General features: G+C 64.2%; 17 protein-coding genes and 1 riboswitch. Of the genes, 9 read left to right on the top strand and 8 right to left on the bottom strand.

Features of this window, described 5'->3' with window-relative positions:
• Positions 1 to 2: 2 nt before the first annotated feature.
• From BN1136_RS02085 to BN1136_RS02075, 3 genes are all read left to right on the top strand, one after another.
• Positions 3 to 1,811 carry a M3 family oligoendopeptidase gene (locus tag BN1136_RS02085; RefSeq protein WP_043761320.1) on the top strand — a complete coding sequence of 603 codons (1,809 nt, stop codon included), beginning with the start codon at positions 3 to 5 and terminating at the stop codon, positions 1,809 to 1,811.
• 171 nt (positions 1,812 to 1,982) lie between these two features.
• The gene (ycfP, locus tag BN1136_RS02080; RefSeq protein WP_010674358.1) at positions 1,983 to 2,522 is read left to right on the top strand and encodes an alpha/beta hydrolase YcfP; all 540 of its coding nucleotides are present in this window, start codon (positions 1,983 to 1,985) and stop codon (positions 2,520 to 2,522) included.
• 74 nt (positions 2,523 to 2,596) lie between these two features.
• Positions 2,597 to 3,889 carry an NAD(P)/FAD-dependent oxidoreductase gene (locus BN1136_RS02075; RefSeq protein ID WP_043761317.1) on the top strand — a complete coding sequence of 431 codons (1,293 nt, stop codon included), beginning with the start codon at positions 2,597 to 2,599 and terminating at the stop codon, positions 3,887 to 3,889.
• Between the two features lie 90 nt (positions 3,890 to 3,979).
• Here the strand turns inward: BN1136_RS02075 and BN1136_RS02070 are convergent, their stop codons facing one another.
• Positions 3,980 to 5,200 (bottom strand): OmpP1/FadL family transporter, encoded by a 1,221-nt coding sequence (locus tag BN1136_RS02070; RefSeq protein WP_160171618.1) that lies wholly within the window; start codon positions 5,198 to 5,200, stop codon positions 3,980 to 3,982.
• Between the two features lie 224 nt (positions 5,201 to 5,424).
• Between BN1136_RS02070 and BN1136_RS02065 the strand changes: the two genes are divergently transcribed.
• Both BN1136_RS02065 and BN1136_RS02060 read left to right on the top strand, forming a co-directional pair.
• Complete coding sequence (locus BN1136_RS02065) at positions 5,425 to 5,742, top strand: heavy metal-binding domain-containing protein (protein WP_043761315.1); 318 nt, start codon at positions 5,425 to 5,427, stop codon at positions 5,740 to 5,742.
• Between the two features lie 232 nt (positions 5,743 to 5,974).
• A complete protein-coding gene (locus BN1136_RS02060) occupies positions 5,975 to 6,988 on the top strand; it encodes a S66 family peptidase (RefSeq protein WP_043761313.1) in 1,014 nt (337 codons plus the stop codon).
• A gap of 75 nt (positions 6,989 to 7,063) precedes the next feature.
• On the opposite strand, the gene BN1136_RS02055 is transcribed toward BN1136_RS02060, so the two are convergent.
• Positions 7,064 to 9,325, bottom strand: a complete 2,262-nt coding sequence (locus tag BN1136_RS02055; RefSeq protein WP_043761311.1) for an LTA synthase family protein — start codon at positions 9,323 to 9,325, stop codon at positions 7,064 to 7,066.
• 250 nt (positions 9,326 to 9,575) lie between these two features.
• Between BN1136_RS02055 and BN1136_RS02050 the strand changes: the two genes are divergently transcribed.
• Positions 9,576 to 10,658 carry a protein kinase family protein gene (locus BN1136_RS02050; protein WP_043761309.1) on the top strand — a complete coding sequence of 361 codons (1,083 nt, stop codon included), beginning with the start codon at positions 9,576 to 9,578 and terminating at the stop codon, positions 10,656 to 10,658.
• Positions 10,659 to 10,729: 71 nt separating this feature from the next.
• Here BN1136_RS02050 and lysC read toward each other — a convergent pair whose 3' ends face one another.
• Complete coding sequence (lysC, locus tag BN1136_RS02045) at positions 10,730 to 12,082, bottom strand: lysine-sensitive aspartokinase 3 (protein ID WP_043761307.1); 1,353 nt, start codon at positions 12,080 to 12,082, stop codon at positions 10,730 to 10,732.
• An 86-nt stretch (positions 12,083 to 12,168) separates the two neighbouring features.
• Positions 12,169 to 12,391, bottom strand: a riboswitch (Lysine riboswitch).
• 111 nt (positions 12,392 to 12,502) lie between these two features.
• Positions 12,503 to 13,831, bottom strand: coding sequence for an amino-acid N-acetyltransferase (argA, locus tag BN1136_RS02040; RefSeq protein WP_043761436.1), 1,329 nt, complete (start codon positions 13,829 to 13,831; stop codon positions 12,503 to 12,505).
• 252 nt (positions 13,832 to 14,083) lie between these two features.
• On the opposite strand from argA, the gene msrA reads away from it, so the two are divergent.
• Positions 14,084 to 14,716: a peptide-methionine (S)-S-oxide reductase MsrA gene (msrA, locus tag BN1136_RS02035; protein ID WP_043761305.1), complete on the top strand. Its 633-nt coding sequence runs from the start codon at positions 14,084 to 14,086 to the stop codon at positions 14,714 to 14,716.
• 285 nt (positions 14,717 to 15,001) lie between these two features.
• Here the strand turns inward: msrA and BN1136_RS02030 are convergent, their stop codons facing one another.
• From BN1136_RS02030 to BN1136_RS02020, 3 genes are read right to left on the bottom strand one after another with little or no spacing between them, the layout of a single operon-like run.
• On the bottom strand, positions 15,002 to 15,337 hold the full coding sequence (locus tag BN1136_RS02030; RefSeq protein ID WP_043761304.1) for a DUF3802 family protein: 336 nt from the start codon (positions 15,335 to 15,337) through the stop codon (positions 15,002 to 15,004).
• A 12-nt stretch (positions 15,338 to 15,349) separates the two neighbouring features.
• Positions 15,350 to 15,889: a GNAT family N-acetyltransferase gene (locus BN1136_RS02025; RefSeq protein ID WP_043761302.1), complete on the bottom strand. Its 540-nt coding sequence runs from the start codon at positions 15,887 to 15,889 to the stop codon at positions 15,350 to 15,352.
• 4 nt (positions 15,890 to 15,893) lie between these two features.
• A complete protein-coding gene (locus BN1136_RS02020) occupies positions 15,894 to 16,265 on the bottom strand; it encodes an MmcQ/YjbR family DNA-binding protein (protein ID WP_043761300.1) in 372 nt (123 codons plus the stop codon).
• Positions 16,266 to 16,372: 107 nt separating this feature from the next.
• On the opposite strand from BN1136_RS02020, the gene BN1136_RS02015 reads away from it, so the two are divergent.
• On the top strand, positions 16,373 to 17,170 hold the full coding sequence (locus tag BN1136_RS02015) for an alpha/beta fold hydrolase (RefSeq protein WP_043761298.1): 798 nt from the start codon (positions 16,373 to 16,375) through the stop codon (positions 17,168 to 17,170).
• A 24-nt stretch (positions 17,171 to 17,194) separates the two neighbouring features.
• Here the strand turns inward: BN1136_RS02015 and BN1136_RS02010 are convergent, their stop codons facing one another.
• Entirely contained in the window at positions 17,195 to 18,172 is a 978-nt protein-coding gene (locus tag BN1136_RS02010; RefSeq protein ID WP_081843769.1) for a LysR family transcriptional regulator, read from the bottom strand.
• Positions 18,173 to 18,232: 60 nt separating this feature from the next.
• Between BN1136_RS02010 and BN1136_RS02005 the strand changes: the two genes are divergently transcribed.
• A complete protein-coding gene (locus tag BN1136_RS02005) occupies positions 18,233 to 19,930 on the top strand; it encodes an L-lactate permease (RefSeq protein ID WP_043761294.1) in 1,698 nt (565 codons plus the stop codon).
• Positions 19,931 to 19,939 lie beyond the last annotated feature (9 nt).

Genomic DNA, 19,939 nt, shown 5'->3' with positions numbered 1-19,939 from the left:
CGATGCAACAACGAGTCTATCCACAGCAGTGGCAAAATGAGCATATCTACCCCTCCCTCGACAGCAGCGTCCTGGAGGCGGACATGAGCCTGGCCCGCGCCAGCCTGACGGAGTTGAGCGGTTTCATGGCGGGGCTGGCCGAGGTGCAGGGGAGCCCGCAGGCCCTGCAGGATTTCCTGCGAGAGGTGCGCCTGCGCGCCCGGCGCATCCGCGAGATCGGCTGGAACATCGCCGTGCTGGCGGCCTGCCGTGGCAGCCAGGATGCCCGTGACGTGCTGGCCAAGCAGCTGGCCTCCCGGGCCCGGGCCCTCAACGCCGATCTCTTCAAGGCCCTGGCGCCGGTGGAAGACCTGATGCTGGGGTTGCCCGAGGCCGCATTCGAGCAGCTGATGGCCGATCCCCTGCTCGGGGAGGAGGCGTATCGCCTGCGCCACGAGCGCCGGCTGCAGGATCAGCGCCTGCCGGTGGAGGCGGAGCAGCTGGTGATCGGCCTGGGCACCGATGGCCTGCACGCCTGGGGCAACCTCTACAACGATCTGGTGGGCAAGATCCGCCTGGTGATCGATGGCCGTGACATGGGACTGGCGGAGGCGAGCAACCTGCTCTCCAGCCCGCTGCGGGCCCTGCGCCGGGAGGCGTTCGATGCCATCAGCGCCGGCTGGGAGGGGGAGCAGGAGACGGTGGCCGCCATCCTGAACGCCCTCAACGGCTGGCGCCTGGAGCTCTCGCGCCAGCGCGGCAAGATCCGGACCCTGGATGCCCTGGATCTCTCCTGCCATCAGAGCCACATCGAGCGTGCCACCCTGGATACCCTGATGCAGGAGACCTGGCAGGCCCGGGGGCTCGGCCAGCGAGCACTGGCCCTGATGGCCGGCAAGCTCGGCATCGACGATCTCGGGCCCGAGGATCTGTTCGCGCCGCCCCCGGTGGCAGACCGCCGGGCCATCCCGTTCGAGGAGGCCATCGCCATCATCGCCGAGGCGTTCGCCCGCTTCGATCCCGAGATGGGCGAGTTTGCCCGCATGATGGCCGAAAGAGGATGGATCGATGCGGCGCCCACCCCGAACCGGCGCACCGGAGCCTACTGCACCAAGTTTGCCGAGCCGGTGGAGCCGCGGGTCTTCATCACCTACGCGGGCACCATGGACAACGTCATCACGCTCGCCCACGAGCTCGGCCACGCCTGGCACAACTGGCTCATCCGGGATCTGCCCATGAGCCAGCGCAGCTACCCCATGACGCTCGCGGAGACCGCCTCCATCTTCGCCGAGACCCTGGTGCGCAGCGCCCTGTTCGAGCAGGCGCAGAGCCCCGAGGAGCGCATGGCCATCGCCTGGGCCGACGCGGACGGCGCCGCCACCTTCCTGGTCAATATCCCGGCCCGCTTCGACTTCGAGCAGGCCCTGGTGGCCGCACGCACGCAGGGTTATGTGTCGCCATCCCGCCTCAAGGCGCTGACCGACGAGGCCTGGGGACGCTGGTACGAGGGGAGCCTCTGCCGCTACCACCCCATGTTCTGGGCGGCCAAGGCGCACTTCTCCATCGCGGGCTTCGGTTTTTACAACTACCCCTATCTGTTCGGCTACCTGTTCAGCCTCGGGGTCTACCAGCAGCTTATGAGCCGCCAGGAGGCGGGGGAGGCGAACGTAGCCGGGGCTTACCGCGCCCTGCTGCGGGACACCGGCCGCATGAGCGCCGAGGATCTGGTCGAGAAACACCTGGGTCAGGACATTCGCGAGCCCGCCTTCTGGCAGGGGAGTCTGGCCCTGGTGGGCGCGGCGGTGGCGCGCTTCGAGCGTAGCCTGGGGTAAGCACGGCGGTCCGTGGCAGGCGTCCCCCGCCACGGACCGCCCGTGATGCATGCCGGGGATCTGCCTGCATCGGGCGTGATCCAAAGCAAGAAAGTCATATGTTTTGGTGGCGCAAGGTCCTGTCGCTGGGGTAGTTTCGATGGAACCGACACAGTTTTTGAGGTCTTGTCCATGATCATCTATCTGCATGGCTTTGATGCCACCAGCCCCGGCAATCATGAGAAAGTGCTGCAGTTGCAGTTTATCGATGATGATGTGCGTTTCGTGCACTACAGCACGGTTCATCCCCGCCACGACATGAGCCACCTGCTCAAGGAGGTGAAGAAGCAGCTGGACATGAGCACGGACCCCAAGCCCCTCATCTGTGGCGTGGGACTCGGCGGCTACTGGAGCGAGCGAATAGGCTTCCTGTGCGGCATCAAGCAGGTGATCTTCAACCCCAACCTGCACCCGGAAGAGAACATGCAGGGCAAGATAGACAGGCCGGAAGAGTACGAAGACATCGGTACCAAGTGTGTAACCGAATTTCGTAATAAAAATTCAGGAAACTGCCTGTGCATCCTTTCCGTTCAGGATGAAATCCGCGATAATCGGGACACTGAACGTGAATTGAAGAACTATTACGACATCGTATGGGATGAGCGCGAGACCCATAAGTTCAAGAACATCTCGCACCATCTGCAACGGATGAAGGCCTTCAAGGAAGCCTGAGCCATCACGTCGACCGATTTCGTTTTAGGGAGCCAATGGCTCCCTTTCGTTTTGAGGAACCAAGGAAAATCATCATGATGAATATTGTCGTTGTTGGCGGTGGCGCCGGCGGTCTCGAACTTGCGACCAGCCTGGGCCGCAAGCTGGGCAAGAAGAACAAGGCCAGGATCACCCTGGTGGATCGCAACCGCACCCACCTGTGGAAACCCCTGCTGCACGAAGTGGCCACCGGCTCCATGGATGCGGGCATCGACGCCCTGAGCTACCAGTCCCACGCCAAGAACCACGGCTTCGAATTCCAGCTCGGCAGCCTGACCGACATCAAGCGCGACGAGAAGCGCATCGTGCTGGCCCCCATCCACGACGACAGTGGCGCCCTGGTGGTCAACGAGCGGGAAGTCCCTTACGACATCCTGGTGATGGCCATCGGCTCCGTCTCCAACGACTTCAACACCAAGGGCATCAAGGATCACTGCATCTTCCTGGACAGCCCCTCCCAGGCGCACCGCTTCTACAACAGCATGATGAACCGCTTCCTGCAGTTCGCCACCGAATACCAGCCCGGTGACAAGGTGAAGATCGCCATCGTGGGTGGCGGCGCCACCGGCGTCGAGCTCTCCGCCGAGCTCTACAACGCGGTGGAGCAGCTCTACGCCTATGGCTTCAAGAACCTCACCACCGACAGCCTCAAGGTGACCCTGGTGGAAGCGGGCCCCCGCATCCTGCCGGCCCTGCCGGAGCGCATCAGCGGCTCCGCCCACCAGGAACTGGTCAAGCTGGGCGTGGACGTGCGTACCGCCACCATGATCACCGAAGCGACTGCCGAGGGTCTGCACACCAAGGATGGGGAGCTCATCGAAGCGGACCTCATGGTGTGGGCCGCGGGCATCAAGGCGCCGGACTTCATGAAGGAGATCGCGGGCCTCGAGACCAACCGCATCAACCAGCTGGTGGTGCACGAGACCCTGCAGACCACCCGTGACGAGAACATCTTCGTCATCGGTGACTGCGCCGCCTGCCCGCAGCCGGACGGCAAGTTCGTGCCGCCCCGCGCCCAGTCCGCCCACCAGATGGCGACCCAGGCGTTCAAGAACATCCTGGCCAAGATGAACGGCGGCGAGATGAAGCCCTACCGCTATCACGATCACGGCTCCCTGGTCTCCTTGAGCCGCTTCTCCACCGTGGGCAGCCTGATGGGCAACCTGATGCGTGGCTCCATGATGGTGGAAGGCTACATCGCCCGCATCGTCTACATCAGCCTGTATCGGATGCACCAGGTGGCCCTGCACGGCTACATCAAGACCGGCCTGATCATGCTGGTGGGCCGCATCAACCGGGTGCTGCGCCCGAGCATGAAGCTGCACTGAGCCGCCAGCGGCCGGGACAATAAGAAAAAAGAGGGAGGCGTTATGCCTCCCTCTTGCTATTGGCGCCCTGCCGGAACGGGCTGGGCGGGTTCAGAATGTCTTGCTGTAGTTGACCGCGAAGAAGTAGAACCGCCCGTCGTCATATCGGCCGGAGAGATCGTTGCCCTGCACATAGGAATCTTCCTGGGTGAGGTACTCCATAGAGGCCCCTATGCTCTCCTGGGCACTGAGGGCATACCTGGCCCCGACCCCGAGGCGGATGGCGGCGCCGCTCGGGATGGTGAGGGTGGTGTCATCCTGATCCTCATAGACGCTGGTGTCATAGGCGACGCCGCCATTGAGCGTCCACTGGGACGTCAGTACGTGCTGCAGCCCCAGGGCGACGTGATAGGTATCCTGGAAGAGCGCCTTGTCCGCGGTATCGCGGCCAAAGAGAGTGACGTGATTCTTGTTGTACTCGCTCCAGTCCTGCCAGCCCAGATTCCCCATGATGGCCCAGTCGGGGGCGAACTCGTGGTAGCCGCTCAGCATCACCTGCTGCGGGGTGTTGACCATGCCGGAGAGGGGCAGCTCGGTCGAGACGTCGGGCAGGTTGGGTCGCTGCAGGGTAACCCGGGTCTGGACGTCGAAGTGATACTTGACCCGACTGCTGTAGGCGAGGCCGAAGCGGGTGCGCTGGTCGAGTTCATAGAGGATCCCGAACTTGCCATTGAGCGCCCAGTCGGTGTCATCCAGCTTCTGCTCACCGGAACCCGTTTCGCGCTTGAGGGCGAACAGGCCGTAGTTGATGCCCATGGCCGCCCCCAGGGACCAGTGATCATCGATGCGGTAGGCGATGCCAGGCTGCATCGTCAGGGCCATCAGGGTGGCCTCCTTCACCAGCTGTTGCCCCTCCCAGCCTCCGAAGTCGAGCCCCATGCCGTAGTTGCCATAGGTGGCCAGGCCCAGGGTCCAGCGGTCGTCGAGCTGCTGGCTGTAGTAGAGGGAGGCGGAGGGGAACCAGCCCACCACGGTGTCGACATCATCGTAGGCAGGGTCATCGAGATCGAAGGGGACGTCCCCGTAGAGGAGCTGCCCCCCCATGGTAAGGTGGCGCCCCTGCAGGTGGCTCAGGCCCGCCGGGTTCATGAACTGCACGGTGGCATCCTGCGCCCTCGCGGCCATGCCCGCAGAGGCAAGGCCGACATCGTCCGTTCCCGTCTCGTACAGATAGAGGCCGCCGGCCTGGCTGGCGGTCGTCACGATCATGCCCAGTGGCAACAGCCACAGGGGTCGTCCCATCCTGAATTTTTTTGCATCGTTCTTGTTCATCTGTGTCGTACTCCCTGTGTGACCATGGCGTGGTGACATGGATAGAAAAAATGCGTGACATGGGATTATAGGTACTCTTTTGAGCGCTGAATCAAGCACTTGTTTCCAAATTTGCCCATTATGGGGGAGGCCGGGTGGGGGGGAGGACTTATCCCGGCGCGCCACCCCTGCTAGCATGCAGTTCAATGCGCCTCGTGCGTGCCGATGAAACCACAGGAGATCCCATGATTCTTTCCACCACCCCCGCCCTCGAGGGCAAGCCCATTCGCGAGTATCGCGGCATCGTCGTGGGCGAGGCCATCCTCGGCGCCAACGTGTTCAAGGACCTGTTCGCCGGCATTCGCGACATCATCGGCGGGCGCTCCGGCGCCTATGAGAAGGAGCTGGCCCGGGCCCGGGAAATCGCCTTCGAGGAGCTCAAGGATCGTGCACGGGCCCTGGGGGCCAACGCCGTGGTCGGCATCGACCTCGACTACGAGGTGGTGGGGCAAAACGGCAGCATGCTGATGGTGAGCATCAGCGGCACCGCCGTGGTGGTATGACGGCGCCGCCGGCCAACCCGCAAAGCCGATCGGATGATCGGCTTTTTTGATGGTGGCGAACCTCCAGGGGCTCCCTGTCTCGCGCTGGAAGCAAGGGGGGCTTGTCCATCCCCCGGGGCGCCTGACATGGGGCGCTGTCCCTTGTTGGGAAGAAAGTATCTGGATTAGGATGAAACCCTATGCCGGGTCATGAGGATACCGGCGACCAGATCATCAGGACCGATTGTCAGCCATGGATCTTCTCAAACCCGCCGGGCTCAAACCCGGTGACTCCCTGGGCTTTTTCTCCCCTTCCAGTGCGGCCACTGCCTGGGCTCCCCATCGCTTTGCCCGTGCCAGGGCGTTTCTGGAAGGGCAGGGCTTCAGACTCAAGGCGGGGAGCCTCACCGGGCAGCGCGATCACTGGCGTTCCGGCGCCATCGCCGCGCGGGCCGAGGAACTCAACGCCCTCATCCGGGATCCCGAGGTGCGTGCCATCATGTCGGTGATCGGTGGCAGCAACTCGAACTCGCTGCTTCCTTATCTCGACTTCGAGGCGCTGCGACGGGATCCCAAGATCATCGTCGGTTACTCGGACGTGACGGCCCTGCTGCTTGGCATCCACGCCCGGACCGGGCTGGTTACCTTTTATGGTCCAGCCCTGGTGGCCTCCTTTGGCGAGCTATCGCCACTGGTGGATGAAACCCTGGCCGGGTTTCGCCAGATCTGTCTGGCGGGGGGCGCTTCCTTGCCCCACACCTTGCCGACCCCGGCGCACTGGACTGACGAGCGGCTCGACTGGGAAAACCAGACCCGGGCCAAGCAGTGCCGGCCCAACCGGCTGATCTCGATGGGCACTGGCCGGGTGCGGGGCCGGCTGATCGGCGGCAACCTCAACACGCTGGCGGGGATCTGGGGCTCTCCTTACATGCCGGCGATCGGGAGGGGTGACATTCTGCTGCTGGAAGACAGCCTCAAGTCGGCGGAGACGGTGGAGCGATCTTTTTCCCACCTCAAGCTGTGCGGCGTGTTCGAACGTATCGGGGGCCTTATTCTCGGCAAGCACGAACTGTTCGACAGCCAGGGCAGTGGCAGACGACCGCTGGATATCCTGCTGGAGGTGGTGGGGGAGCCGACCTTCCCCATACTGGCGGAGTTTGACTGTGCCCATACCCACCCCATGCTGACCCTGCCACTTGGCATCGAGGCCGAGCTGGATCTCGATGCCCAGTGCCTCACCCTGTGCGAGTCCTGGCTTGGTGACTGAGCCGCCAAGCCGTGCTCAATATGCAAAGAGGTCGCCTTGGCGACCTCTTTTTGTCTCTGTTCCAGTGAAAACGGATCAGGGCAGGGCGTCGGCCCGGAAGCTGGCGCGGATCTGGGGCACCAGGGGGGAGGGGTCGAAGCCCTTCTCCTCCCCGAGCACGGGGTGGAGCAGGGGTTGATCCTGGATGGGGGCGAGGTCGCCCGCCAGCAGTTGCCTCGTGGCCTGACCCATCTGGTAGAGCTGGCGCACCGGGGCGAACTGGCGGGCCAGGTCCAGCCCCCCATCGGCGCGGGTGAAGGCCATCATGGGGATCTGGTAGGCGGCATCGCGGGGCGGCTTGGCGCCGTGAATACCCTTGCCCGCCGACATCAGGAAGGGTTGGTGATCGCCGAAGGCCACCACCAGATAGCGCTTGCCGGAACCGTCCAGGGCCTTGAGCAGGCGCTCGAGGGAGGCCATGGCATCCACCACCCCGGTGTAGTAGGTGTTGAGCAGTTGCCGGTCGGCCGGGCTCTGATCCGGGCAGGCTCTGTCGATCTGCTGGGCCCGGTAGCGATCCCCGTCGAAGGGGCCGTGCCCCTGCATGGTAACGGCGTAGGCAAAGAGGGGGCTGTCGTCCTGGGCCGTGCGTTTTAGCAGGTGATCGATGAGGGCATCGTCGGAGATGTAGAGCCCCTTGTGTTCGAGGGTGGTGAAGCGGGTGTCGAACCAGCGCTCCTCATAGCCGAGCGCCGGAATCGCCTTGGCGCGGCCCCAGAACTTCTCCACATAGGGGTGGGCGAACAGGGTCTGGTAGCCGCTCTGCTTCGCGCTCTGGGCCAGGCCCGGCACCTTTTCGGAGAGGTAGTAGTAGGGCACCACCCCCTGCTTGAGCAGGCCCACGGGCAGGCCGGTGTTCATCTCGAACTCCGCCAGCACCGTCATGCCCCCCGTGGTGGGGGAGTGGATGGTCTTGTGCCACTGGGCGACCCCGGCGGGCAGGGCCAGGGTGGGGGCGGGGGCGCAGATCTTGCCCTGCCAGTCGAGCCAGAGGGATTCGTATTGCAGCACGATCACCAGATCGAAGCGGGGCGGCTCGCTCTGGGCCGGCTGGCTCAGCTCGGGGGTACGCTCGTTGATCTGCAGGGGGTAGCGGAAGACGTTGCCGCTTTGCAGCATCTCGTCCACCAGATTGAAGAGATAGAGTCCGGGACCGGCACGGATGATGTCTCTGTGGTAGTTCACCGCCCTGTCCACGTAACGGATGTTGGCGCCCAGCAGCTTGTTGCTGGTCTGGGTCGCGAACACGCACAGGGCGAAGAAGGCCGCGGTGGCGGCGGCCGTGCGCAGGAGCCAGCGCGACAGGGCGAAACGCCAGCACAGGAACACGAGCCCCAGCACGGCCAGCACCGGCAACACGGGGTGCTGATCGAGCAGGATGTGGAGCAGGGCCATCAGATTGCCGAGATCGTCCCCCCCGAGCGGCACCCCGTAGATGGCGATCTTCATGAAGTTGGCGAGCAGGCCTATGCCCGACAGGGCCGTGAACACCAGTCCCATGTAGAGGTTGAAGCCCGCGAGGGCGCAGAGGCTCCACCCCAGCACCATGCTGCCCCAGGCGAGGTAGTAGTGCTCGGGACGAAAGCCCGACCAGAACAGGAATTCCCCCAGCTTGAACACCACGAAGCCGTGCAGCAGCACGAAGGTGAGGTTGCCGAGCAGCAGGCTGCCAAGGATCCGGGAGCGGTAGCTGCGGCGCAGTCGTGGCATCAGTACCCTGAGCACGGCGGCGCTGATCAGCAACACCAGCAGCAGGCTGGTCATCAGATAGGTCAGGTTGAACCCGCGCTCCGGCAGGGTCTGCAGGATCTGGCTGTACTCGGCGCTCTCGGGCCGGTCGGTGAGCAGCAGGCCGATGCGCAGCTGGTAGCGGCTGTCCAGGGCATCGTCGGGGGCGCGCAGGGCGCTGTTGAGCTCCAGGGTGCAGCGCTCCTGGCGGCACTTCTGGCGTTTCGCCACCGCCTGGCTCAGCTGATCGATTCGTACGCCCCTGTCGTTGAGCAGCTCGACCCGGACCTTGTCCCCCTCCTGCAGGGGCTTGAGCAGCTGCCACTGGCTGCGCACCACCAGATAGAGACCCCGGCTGTCGCTCTTGTAGAGCAGGCTGTAGCGGTTGAGGGTGGCCAGCGGCTGATCCGCCGGGCCCAGGATCAGGGGTTGCGCGCGCCCGAGCCAGCTGACGGGGCTGAGCACGGGGAGGGCGAGGGTCAGCAGCAGCAGGGTGCTCAGCACACCAAGCAGCAACCCGGCCAGGGGCCGGGAAGGGGAGGGGCTGCGACCGGAGACGAGGGCATTCATAAGGGCTCATCCTTGGAGCTGTCATGGCAGCAATGGCTGCCTCTATTTTGACCCGATGGTGCTGGGCTTGTTCCGCGATGTCAATTTAATGACAACGGGATGAATATTCCGTGAAGGTGAGACCTTGCAAATTGTGATCCCGATCCGGCAGGGGCACTCATTCTGTGATGAAAGCGTCATCATGATGCTTTGTCGCTGGTTTGCCGCCGTTGTGCTGTTTAGTCTCTCAACAACGGTTGGAGGTACATGTATGAATCCCAAGGTTGAGGCGCGTCAGGCCAGGTTGCTCCAGATGCTGGAGAGCAAGGAAGAGATCCGGATCGGGCGTGAACGGGACTGCCCCCTGCCCCTGGCCCAGCTCATCAGGCTGACCGGGGATCACCCGGATGTGATCAAGTGCTATGGTCACGGACTGACCGCCGAGGTGTTTCACCTCAAGGTGGAGGGCCATCACTGGTGTCTGAAGCGGCGCAGAAAGGACTCCCTGGTGGCCAATGTGGACGGCAAGACCGCCTTTCTCACCGAGCTGGAGCGCCGCCGCGAGATAGAGAGCCTGCGCGAGCTGCACCCTACCATCCTCTCCAACGTGGTCTGCACCAGTTTCGGCTCTGCCCGGGCCGGGGTGCTGGTCTCTCCCTGGCTGAGGGGGGAGCCGGTGCGCCAGCTCTGCAAGCGCAATCTGGCGCAGATGCTGGCGGTGGAGGCAGAGCTGGCCCGCTGGGGCTGGTTTGACTGGGATCCGAGCCCGGGTAATCTGCTCGACGACGGCCAGCAGGTCTCGGTGTTCGACTTTGGCTACATGTGGCCCTTCGATCCCCTGCACGAGTTCAACTCCAACGGCCTGGCCGACCCCGAGTTTCATGTGCCCGAGCGGCTGGAGACCCGTACCCTGTCCGGACTCTGGCTGGACGAGGCCGATCCCCTGCCGCTGTTTCGCCACTGGCGCGAGCTCTGCCTCGCCTGGGCCAGGGGGGAGCTGCAGTATCTGAACCGGGAGGGGGCGAGTGCCTCCGTGCTGGCCCGCATCCAGGGGCTGGTGGGGGAGTGGAGTGCGGCGCTCGCGAGCGACGAGGCGCTTGCCGCCAACTGGTGGCGGGACATGTACCGCAGCCACCGGCTCGACATCCTGGACGATCTGGGCGGCAAGAGCTGCACCCCGACGACACTGCGCCGCCTCGACTGGCTGGAGCAGGCGGTGCGGGATCACTTCCCGGCGCTTGCCGAGAACCTGGGGCCCGACGAGGCGGGGCTGGATCAGGCCGGCTTGCTACTGCGGCTGGGGGACCTGCGCGAGCAGATCCGGGCCAACCTGCTGCCGTCCTCGCGATCATAGGGCTGGCAATATGAAAGAGGGGCGCATCGGCGCCCCTCTTTTCATTTATCCCGTCACCCAGCAGGGCTGAGTCAGTCGAGCAGCTCCCGGTGGAGGCAGTTGACGATGTGGCCCGCTTCGCTCTCCTTCACCAGGAAGCAGAGGTTGTGGGCGCTGGCGCCGTAGCAGATCATCCGGATGTTGTGTTCGCGGATGGCGTCGAACACCTGGCTGCCGACCCCGGTCGCCTCGCTCATGCGGTTGCCGATGAGCGCCACCAGGGCGAAGCCGGTCTCCACCTCCACCTTGCACAGCTGGCCGAGCTCCGCCAGCACCTTGTCGTTGAGGATGGGCTCGCCGTTGCTCTGGCTGCCGGTGTGATCCAGGGTCAGGGACACGCTCACCTCGGAGGTGGTGATGAGGTCCACCGAGATGCGGTGACGGGCCAGGATGCTGAACACCTCGGCCAGGAAGCCGTAAGCGTGGAACATGTTGAGGCTGTGCAGGGTCACCAGCACCTGCTGGCGGCGCAGGGCCACGGCCCGGAACAGCGGGGTGCTGCTGGTGGTGGCGCGGATCCAGGTGCCGCCAGCGGCGGGATCCTTGGCGGAGCCGACGAACACCGGGATGTCCTGGCGCAGGGCCGGCTGCAGGGTGGCCGGGTGCAGTACCTTGGCGCCGAAGGTGGCCATCTCGGCCGCCTCCACGAAGCTGATTTCGGGGATGGGGCGGGCCCGGGTGACGAGGCGGGGATCCGTGGTGTAGATGCCGGGGACGTCGGTCCAGATCTCGATGGAGCCGGCATCCAGCGCCTCGGCGAGCAGGGCTGCGCTGTAGTCGGAGCCGCCACGGCCCAGGGTGGTGGTGCGGCCGTGGCTGTCGGCTCCGATGAAGCCCTGGGTGATGATCAGGCTCTCCCCCAGAACCGGGCCCAGTGCCTGCTGGCAGAGGGCGCGGGTGGCGGCAAGATCCACGGTCGCCTTGCCAAAGCGGCTGTCGGTGCGCAGCAGCTGGCGCGCATCCTGCCACCGGGCCTTGACGCCGCGCTGGTGCAGGAGCTCGGTGAAGAGGCGGGTGGACATCAGCTCGCCGCAGGCGATGAGCCTGTCCGCGAGTTCGGCGTCGGTGTGCTGGCAGGCCTGACGGGCCATGGTGCGGATCTCGCCGAGCTGGGCGTGAATGAGGGCGCTCACCTCGGCCGGATTGCCAAGGGCGGCCAGGATGGCGTGCTGGATCCCGGCCAGCTTGTCGAGCTGGGCGTCCTGTTCGGCTTCGTCCAGTTCACCCTGGGCCAGGCTCACCAGCAGGTTGGTGACGCCGGCGCTGGCGCTCAGCACTACCACCCGGGTCGCCGGATTGGCCAGCACCACGTCGGCGCAGTGGTTCATGGCCGCGGCATCGGCGACGCTGGTTCCGCCAAACTTGGCGACGTTGATCGGGTTCATTGCATACTCCTGTCTCAAGGTGAAAATCCGGTTTCATCGGGCAAAAGAGAGGAGGAGGCAAAAAATGGCAGGAATAGCGAAGGATCCCGGCCAGAAGCACTCCACCCGTGGTGCCCATCCCGCAAGGATCCTGGCTGGATGCCTGTGGGATGACCACTACCGATGACAACCCGGGGGATTCAGCCCCCGCAGCCGACGTGGCGGTGTCCAGTCACCCGCCCCATCTCGGCGCTGCTCCCCCTGACCCAAGTTCACCGGACGCTGGTGTCCTCCCTTGGGCTGCCTGGGCAGCGCTCCTCTTCTGGTGCCACCTTCTGGGAAGGTGGCGTGCATGTAGAAATACCCTGCACTTGATTGCACTGTCAATCGAGTTTGTAAAAAAGAACAAAATTGACGGCAACCAGACACAAGATCAACAAGTTACGAAATGGTCTTGGACAAAACCTTGGAGCGACGCTGCCAGTTGTAGAGCCGTTGGCGCGCCACCGGCAGATCCTCCACCTCCAGGGGATCGAAGCCCCGCTCCCGGAACCAGTGGATGGATCGGGTGGTGAGCACGAACAGCCGGCGGATGCCGAGCCGCTTGGCCCGCTCGGCCACCTTGGCGATCAGGGTGTCACCCCGGTTGGAGTTGCGATACTCCGGGTGGATGGCGACGCAGGCCATCTCGGCCATGGCCTCCTCCATGAAGCAGTAGAGCGCCGCGCAGCCGATGATGAGGCCGTCGCGCTCTATGATGGTGAACTTGTCGATCTCCATCTCAAGCTGCTCCCGGGAGCGGCGCACCAGGATCCCTTCCTCCTCCAGGGGGCGGATGAGGTCGAGAATGCCGCCGATGTCCTCTATGGTGGCGGCCCGTGCCCGCTCGGCGCTTTCCCGCACGATCTGGGTGCCGAGCCCCTCCCGGCTGAACAGCTCCTGCAGCATGGCGCCGTCATCCTGGTAGCTCACCAGGTGGGAGCGGGGCACGCCGCCCCGGCAGGAGGCGATGGCCGCGCGCAGGTAGCGGGCGGTACCGGACATCTCCTCGCCCGCCTGCTCCAGCTCCACCAGCAGCTCCTCGGCCTGCTCGGGGAAGAGCTCGGAGATGGCCTCGCCGTGCCTGTCCATGACCCCCTGGGTGCTGCTGAAGCAGATGAGCTTGTCCGCTTTGAGATCCACCGCGACCCGGCGGGCCACCTCTTCCGAGCTCAGGTTGAAGCTCTCGCCGGTGACCGAGCAGCCGATGGGGGAGATGAGCACCAGGCCATGCTGATCCAGCTGGCGGGTGATCCCTTCCACGTCGATGCGCCGCACCCGGCCGCTGTGGCAAAAATCGATGCCTTCATCCACCCCGAGGGGCTGGGCGGTGACGAAGTTGCCGCTCACCACGCTGATACGTGCCCCCTGCATGGGGGTGTTGGCCAGCCCCATGGAGAGCTGGGCGGTAATGTCGTATTGCAGACCGCCGCACACCTGCTTGATGATGGCGAAGCTCTCGTCGTCGGTGACCCGGACCCGTCTGTGGTACTGGGCCTGGATGCCGGCGCGAGCCAGGGCCTCGTCGTTTTGCGGGCGCGAGCCAAACACCAGCACCAGGCGAATGCCGAGCGTCTGCAGCAGGGCGATGTCGCTGACGATGTTGGCAAAATTGGGGTGGCAGATGGCTTCCCCGCCGATCATCAGCACGAAGGTGGCGCCCCGATGCACATTGACATAGGGGGTGGATTGCCGAAAGGCATGGACCAGGCTGGGTTCGCGTTCACGCACGTATGTCATTCCATAAAAAAGCAGCAATTCGCTCAATATATGAAAATAAATTCACAAATCAAGACTAAATATTGCTGTCGTGTTTTTTTGATGCGATTTTGACCAGGGCGCCGGAGAGCGGGATGAGAGGCTCGGGACTGTGCTCCCGCCGGCAAGCTGGCGCCCTCGGTTGATCCGGGCTAAGAACCTGTTATCTTCGGTGTTCCTTTTCGTCAGCCGCATTGCGCGGGGTTTTATACAAGGACAGGGCATATGGAGCAGATTATTTCACCGGCAGACGCGCTGCCGGGACGTCGCGAGGCGATGGAAATTGGCCAGCAGCACGCAGTCAACGGTCATCCTACCCAGGGGCCCTGGCCCGAGGGAATGGAGCTGGCCTGGTTTGGCATGGGCTGTTTCTGGGGCGTGGAGCGCCTGTTCTGGCAGCAACCGGGCGTCTACTCCACCGCCGCCGGTTATCAGGGGGGGCTGACCCCCAACCCCACCTACAAGGAGGTGTGCAGCGGGCTGACCGGTCACGCCGAGACGGTGCAGGTGGTGTTCGATCCCAGGGTCATCAGCTATGGGGATCTCGTCAAGCTGTTCTGGGAGCACCATGATCCGGCCCAGGGCATGCGCCAGGGGGGAGACATCGGCACCCAGTACCGCTCCGTCATCTTCTTCGGGGACGACGCCCAGGAGGCGATCGCCCAGCAGAGCCTGGCCGCCTACCAGCAGGCCATGACCGCGAGCGGTGACGGGCGCACCATCACCACCCGGGTCCTGCCGCTGGCGCCCTTCTACTACGCCGAGGATTATCACCAGCAATATCTGGAGAAGAACCCGGAAGGGTATTGCGGCCTGGGGGGCATCGGCGTCTGCCTGCCCCCCAGCCTCAATCGCTGAGGCGTGGTCGTGCCGCACGGGGGCCAACCGGCCCCCGTGACATATTTTTGAAAGAAGTGTGAAAGAAAAAGGAAAAAAAGGTCCCTTTGCGGGGAACTAAACTGAACCCTGGCTGACCAACAGGTAGCTACCAAGGATGGAAGCCAAGACCAGACACTTTTTGCTCAGATATTCATTACACCCACAAGCGCGATGAATTGACAATGCAAGCAGGGCTGCCCGATGAGGCGGCCCTTTTCATATCGGGTCATCTGGGGGACGCCTTGGGGCGATAGCGGGAAGGGATTAGCCTATGGTGCTGTCGAACAGGTTCTTGATGAGATCGATGAACTCCATCAGGAAGGTGTGCTGCTCCTGGGTGGGGGCGCGCAGCCAGACGGCGGAAAGCACCTCCTCCAGATCGGCCACCACGGCGTCGGCTTCCTGCATGATCATGAAGCGCACCTTGGGATCGAGCTGGGGATTCTGCTCGCAGATGGTCATCAGGTTCTCGGCCACCCGGCCGCTCACCAGATCCTCGATGGTCTGGGTGCCGCTGCCCTGCTGCTGGCTCTCGAACAGACCCAGACTCTCTACCAGATACTCGACCAGCGCTATGTAGCCGTCGCTCTCTACCACCATGATGGCTGCCTTCTATCCATTGCCTTGAGGAAATGGTGCGTATTTTAGTGGCTGCCCCCCGCTTGGCAAGCGGCAGTAGAGGCGATGGCGGATAAAACGGACGCCGCCTCGCTCCACGGTTTCCAATCCGGCCAGCTCGAAGCCGTGGCGCAGGAAGAGGGCGAGGCTGAAGGCGCTCGCCTCCGTGGTCAGAAGAGACAACCCAAGCCGGACGGCGCCCAGGAGCACCGTCTCCAGCAGCTGGGTGCCGAGCCCCTGGCGCTGGTGATCCGCGCTCACGTAGAGCAGGCTGAGATGGCCGTCATCGCTAAGCGTGGCAAAGCCGAGGGGGAGGGGGCCTGTCTGGTTGAGCTCTTCGATGACCCAGCCGTGATGCTCGCGCAGCTGGCTCACCAGCCCCGGATGATGGGCTCCCAGGGCCCATTGCTCCACCTGCTCCGGGCTGTAGTGTTCGGGGCCCAGGCGGCGCACCGACTGCTCGAACAGGGTCAGCAGTGCAGGAAGGTGCTGCTCGTTCAGGGGGACAATCCGCCTCTGTCGCGTCGCTGGCATCCCGCTACCCTGCCTGACCGGATGATGCCGGCGCCTGGGGCCGCCTGGCTTTGGGCAGACCCGCCACCACCCGCTCGTAGGAGTGGACTATCCAGCCCTGCCAGAGATCGTCCGGCAGGCTCTCCCTCAGGGTCACGGTGTTCCAGTGCTGCTTGTTCATGTGCCAGCCCGGTTTGACCTCGGGATGGATCTCCCGCAGCAGCAGGGCGAGCTCGGGTTCGCACTTCAAGTTGATGGAGAGCGGCTCGGCCTGCCAGTCCACCAGGGCGAACATCTTGCCGGCGATGCGATAGACCAGGAACTCCGGGCCGAAGGGGGTGTCCTCGGTGGCGCCGGGCTGGCTGAGCAAAAATTCACGCAATTGCACGAGTGTCATGGAGGACTCCGCTCTGGTCCGATCATGGAGGAAGCATATTCACCGGGGTGAGCCATCTGTTAATATGCGCGGCGAGTATACCCCCCATCACCCCGGGAGCCCATGAGATGTTGTACCACAAGACCTTTGAACTGGGTCCCGATCGGGATTGGGTGGTGTTCGTGCACGGCGCAGGCGGCAGCTCCTCCATCTGGTTCAAGCAGCTGCGCGCCTACCGGGAGCACTTCAACGTGCTGTTGCTGGACCTGCGCGGCCACGGCCAGTCGAACCAGCTGCAGCAGGTGGTGAAGGGCCATTACAGCTTCCGGGCGGTGACCGAGGACATCCTGCGTCTGCTGGATCACCTGCGCATCCCCCATGCCCACTTCGTCGGCATTTCGCTCGGTACCATTCTCATCCGCCACCTGGCGGAGCTCTGCCCGGAGCGGGTCAAGAGCATGGTGCTGGGCGGCGCCATCCTGCGCCTCGATATCCGCTCCCGGGTGCTGGTGCAGCTGGGGCGCCTCGGTCAGCACATCCTGCCCTACATGTGGCTCTACCGCCTGTTCGCCTTCATCATCATGCCGCGCCAGCACCATCAGGAGTCCCGCAACCTCTTCGTGCGCGAGGCCAGAAAGCTGTGCCAGAAAGAGTTCAAGCGCTGGTTCCGCCTCGCCACCGAGGTGAATCCTCTTATGCGTTATTTTCGCGAGCGGGCCCTGCCCATTCCCACCCTCTACGTGATGGGGGAGGAGGATCACATGTTCCTCGCCCCGGTGCGCGAGCAGGTGGCCCGGGACCCCTTCAGCCGGCTCGAGATCATCGAGAAGTGCGGCCACGTCTGCAACGTGGAGCAGCCGGAGCTCTTCAACCGCCAGTCCCTGGCGTTTCTCTCCCGCCAGGCGGGGACACAGCCTGCCTCCTGACCCCAGGCGTTGCCGCGAGCCTGCTCACACGAAGTAGTGGGCGATGTCGAGGTAGCGCTGGCGGATGTGCTCGATAAGCAACCTTATCTTGCGCGGCGGTTGGCGGGTGAAGGGGTAGACGGCGTAGATCCCGAGCTTCTTGCCCACCCGGTCCGGAAACAAGTCCACCAGATCCCCGTTCATAAGGTCGTGATAGACCAGACAGCGCGGCACGTAGACGATGCCGCGCCCCCCCAGCGCCGCCTTGCGCAGGGCCCCGGCGTTGTCGGTGCAAAAGCTCCCCGACACCGACAACAGATAGTCCCCCTGTTCCCCCTTGAAGGCCCACTCCGAGGCCCCCGTGCTCTGGTAGGCGTAGCGCAGGCAGTTGTGGGTGAGCAAGTCTGACGGCTCGCGCGGCGCCCCGAAGCGGCGCACGTAGGCGGGGGCGGCGCAGATCACCCACTGGGAGTCGAGGATGTGGCGGGCAATCAGGCTCGAGTCATCCAGATAGCCGGTGCGAATGACCAGGTCGAACCCCTCTTCCACCAGATTGACGAAGCGATTCTCCAGCGACATCTCCACCGTGAGCCCCGGGTGTTGCTGGCAAAAATCGGCCACCGCATCGGCCAGCAGCAGCTCGCCGGAGATGGTGGGCACCGACATCCGCACATGACCGCTCACCTTTTCACCGAATCCCGCCACCGCGTCGAAGGCGTCCAGTGCGGCGGCCTTCACATTTTTGGCACCCTGATAGAGCTCCTTGCCCGCCTCGCTCAGGGTGAGCCGGCGGGTGGTGCGATAGAGCAGCTGCACCCCGAGCTCCTCTTCAAGACGCCCGATACGCTTGCTAACCACTGAATTTGTCAGGGAATTTTGCTCGGCCACCTTGCTGAAGGAGCCGGCCTCCACCACCTGGGCGAAGAGAATGAGGTCGTCGGTACTGGCCATATTGATCGATTTTTGGAACGAATGTTGTTCATTATTTCCATATATCGCGAAAAAAGAACAGGGTAAGGTCACGTCCGCTTAACAAAACAACAACAAGGTGCGCCTCTGCACCGCTCGGACAAGGACGCAATGATGACAGACACCCTGTTGGCCCTGGTGGCCTTCTCGCCGATCGTGGTGGCCGCCGTGCTGCTGGTCGGCCTCAACTGGCCCGCCAAGCGCGCCATGCCCATCGCCTTTCTCCTGACCGTATTCATCGCCCTGTGGGGCTGGCAGATGAGCCCGACCCGGGTGCTCGCCTCCAGCCTGCAGGGGCTCATCATCACGGTGACCGTGCTCTGGATAGTGTTCGGCGCCATCCTGATGCTCAACACCCTCAAGCACACCGGCGCCATCAGCGCCATTCGCGGCGGTTTCACCAATATCTCGCCGGACCGGCGCATCCAGGCCATCATCATCGCCTGGTGCTTCGGCGCCTTTATCGAGGGAGCCTCGGGCTTTGGCACCCCGGCCGCCATCGCCGCTCCGCTGCTGGTGGCCATCGGCTTCCCGGCGCTCGCTGCCGTGCTGCTCGGCATGATGATCCAGTCCACCCCGGTGTCGTTTGGTGCGGTGGGCACCCCCATCCTGGTGGGGATCAACAAGGGGCTGGATAACCAGGCCATCGGCCACACCCTGAGTGCCGGCGGCAGCAGCTGGGACATCTACCTGCAGCAGGTGACCACCAACGTGGCCCTCATTCACGCCACCGTCGGCACCCTGATGCCGGTGCTGATGGTGATGATGCTGACCCGCTTCTTCGGCCGCAACCGCAGCTGGACCGAGGGGCTCTCCATCCTGCCGTTCGCGATATTCGCCGGGCTCGCCTTCACCGTGCCTTACGCCCTCACCGGCATGCTGCTCGGCCCCGAGTTCCCGTCCCTCATCGGCGGCCTGGTGGGGCTGGCTCTGGTGGTGACGGCGGCGCGTCGCGGCTTCCTGGTGCCCAAGAACACCTGGGATTTCGCCCCCGAGAAAGAGTGGCCCGCCGAGTGGTTGGGATCCCTCAAGCTCGATCTCAAAGAGGCTGCCGGCCGCCCCATGTCGCTCATGCTGGCCTGGCTCCCCTATGTGGCGCTGGCCCTCTTGCTGGTGGCGAGCCGGGTGAGCCCGGAGTTCAAGGCAAGCCTGTTGTCGGTGAGCCTCGCCTTCACCGACCTCTTGGGTGAGAAGGGGGTCAGCGCCTCCATTGAGCCGCTCTACCTGCCGGGGGGCCTGCTGGTGTTCTGCGCCCTGCTCGCCACCCTCATTCAGGCCCGCGCCCTGGCGCCCCTCGGCCGCGCCGTGAGCGAGTCCAGCCGCACCCTGATCGGCGCCGGCTTCGTGCTGATTTTCACCGTGCCCATGGTGCGCATCTTCATCAACTCCGGCGTCAACGGGGCGGATCTCGCCAGCATGCCGGTGACCACCGCCAATTTTGCCGCCGGGCTCGTCGGGGAGTTCTTCCCGGCCCTGAGCGCTACTATCGGCGCGCTGGGGGCCTTTATCGCCGGCTCCAACACGGTGTCGAACATGATGTTCAGCCAGTTCCAGTTCGAGGTGGCGCAGACCCTGGGGGTCTCCACTGCCGCCATGCTGGCGCTGCAAGCCGTTGGCGCGGCCGCCGGCAACATGATCGCCATCCACAACGTGGTGGCGGCCTCGGCCACCGTGGGCCTCTTGGGCCGCGAGGGGGCGACGCTGCGCAAGACCGCGCTGCCGACCCTCTACTACCTGCTGGCCACCGGCCTTATCGGGTTGGCGCTCATGTACAGCTTCCATGTCTCGGACGCACTGCTGCAGTTGAAGTAAAGGAGAGCA

The organism is Aeromonas taiwanensis (assembly GCF_000820165.1).
GTDB lineage: Bacteria > Pseudomonadota > Gammaproteobacteria > Enterobacterales > Aeromonadaceae > Aeromonas > Aeromonas taiwanensis.
This window is presented reverse-complemented; position numbering and strand designations above follow the sequence as displayed.

What these genes read in the sequence shown, in the direction of transcription:
- BN1136_RS02085 (WP_043761320.1), top strand. Translation starts at nt 3, where the DNA reads ATGCAACAACGAGTCTATCCACAGCAGTGGCAAAATGAGCATATCTAC.
- ycfP (WP_010674358.1), top strand. Translation starts at nt 1,983, where the DNA reads ATGATCATCTATCTGCATGGCTTTGATGCCACCAGCCCCGGCAATCAT.
- BN1136_RS02075 (WP_043761317.1), top strand. Translation starts at nt 2,597, where the DNA reads ATGATGAATATTGTCGTTGTTGGCGGTGGCGCCGGCGGTCTCGAACTT.
- BN1136_RS02070 (WP_160171618.1), bottom strand. Translation starts at nt 5,200, where the DNA reads ATGAACAAGAACGATGCAAAAAAATTCAGGATGGGACGACCCCTGTGG.
- BN1136_RS02065 (WP_043761315.1), top strand. Translation starts at nt 5,425, where the DNA reads ATGATTCTTTCCACCACCCCCGCCCTCGAGGGCAAGCCCATTCGCGAG.
- BN1136_RS02060 (WP_043761313.1), top strand. Translation starts at nt 5,975, where the DNA reads ATGGATCTTCTCAAACCCGCCGGGCTCAAACCCGGTGACTCCCTGGGC.
- BN1136_RS02055 (WP_043761311.1), bottom strand. Translation starts at nt 9,325, where the DNA reads ATGAATGCCCTCGTCTCCGGTCGCAGCCCCTCCCCTTCCCGGCCCCTG.
- BN1136_RS02050 (WP_043761309.1), top strand. Translation starts at nt 9,576, where the DNA reads ATGAATCCCAAGGTTGAGGCGCGTCAGGCCAGGTTGCTCCAGATGCTG.
- lysC (WP_043761307.1), bottom strand. Translation starts at nt 12,082, where the DNA reads ATGAACCCGATCAACGTCGCCAAGTTTGGCGGAACCAGCGTCGCCGAT.
- msrA (WP_043761305.1), top strand. Translation starts at nt 14,084, where the DNA reads ATGGAGCAGATTATTTCACCGGCAGACGCGCTGCCGGGACGTCGCGAG.
- BN1136_RS02030 (WP_043761304.1), bottom strand. Translation starts at nt 15,337, where the DNA reads ATGGTGGTAGAGAGCGACGGCTACATAGCGCTGGTCGAGTATCTGGTA.
- BN1136_RS02025 (WP_043761302.1), bottom strand. Translation starts at nt 15,889, where the DNA reads ATGCCAGCGACGCGACAGAGGCGGATTGTCCCCCTGAACGAGCAGCAC.
- BN1136_RS02020 (WP_043761300.1), bottom strand. Translation starts at nt 16,265, where the DNA reads ATGACACTCGTGCAATTGCGTGAATTTTTGCTCAGCCAGCCCGGCGCC.
- BN1136_RS02015 (WP_043761298.1), top strand. Translation starts at nt 16,373, where the DNA reads ATGTTGTACCACAAGACCTTTGAACTGGGTCCCGATCGGGATTGGGTG.
- BN1136_RS02005 (WP_043761294.1), top strand. Translation starts at nt 18,233, where the DNA reads ATGACAGACACCCTGTTGGCCCTGGTGGCCTTCTCGCCGATCGTGGTG.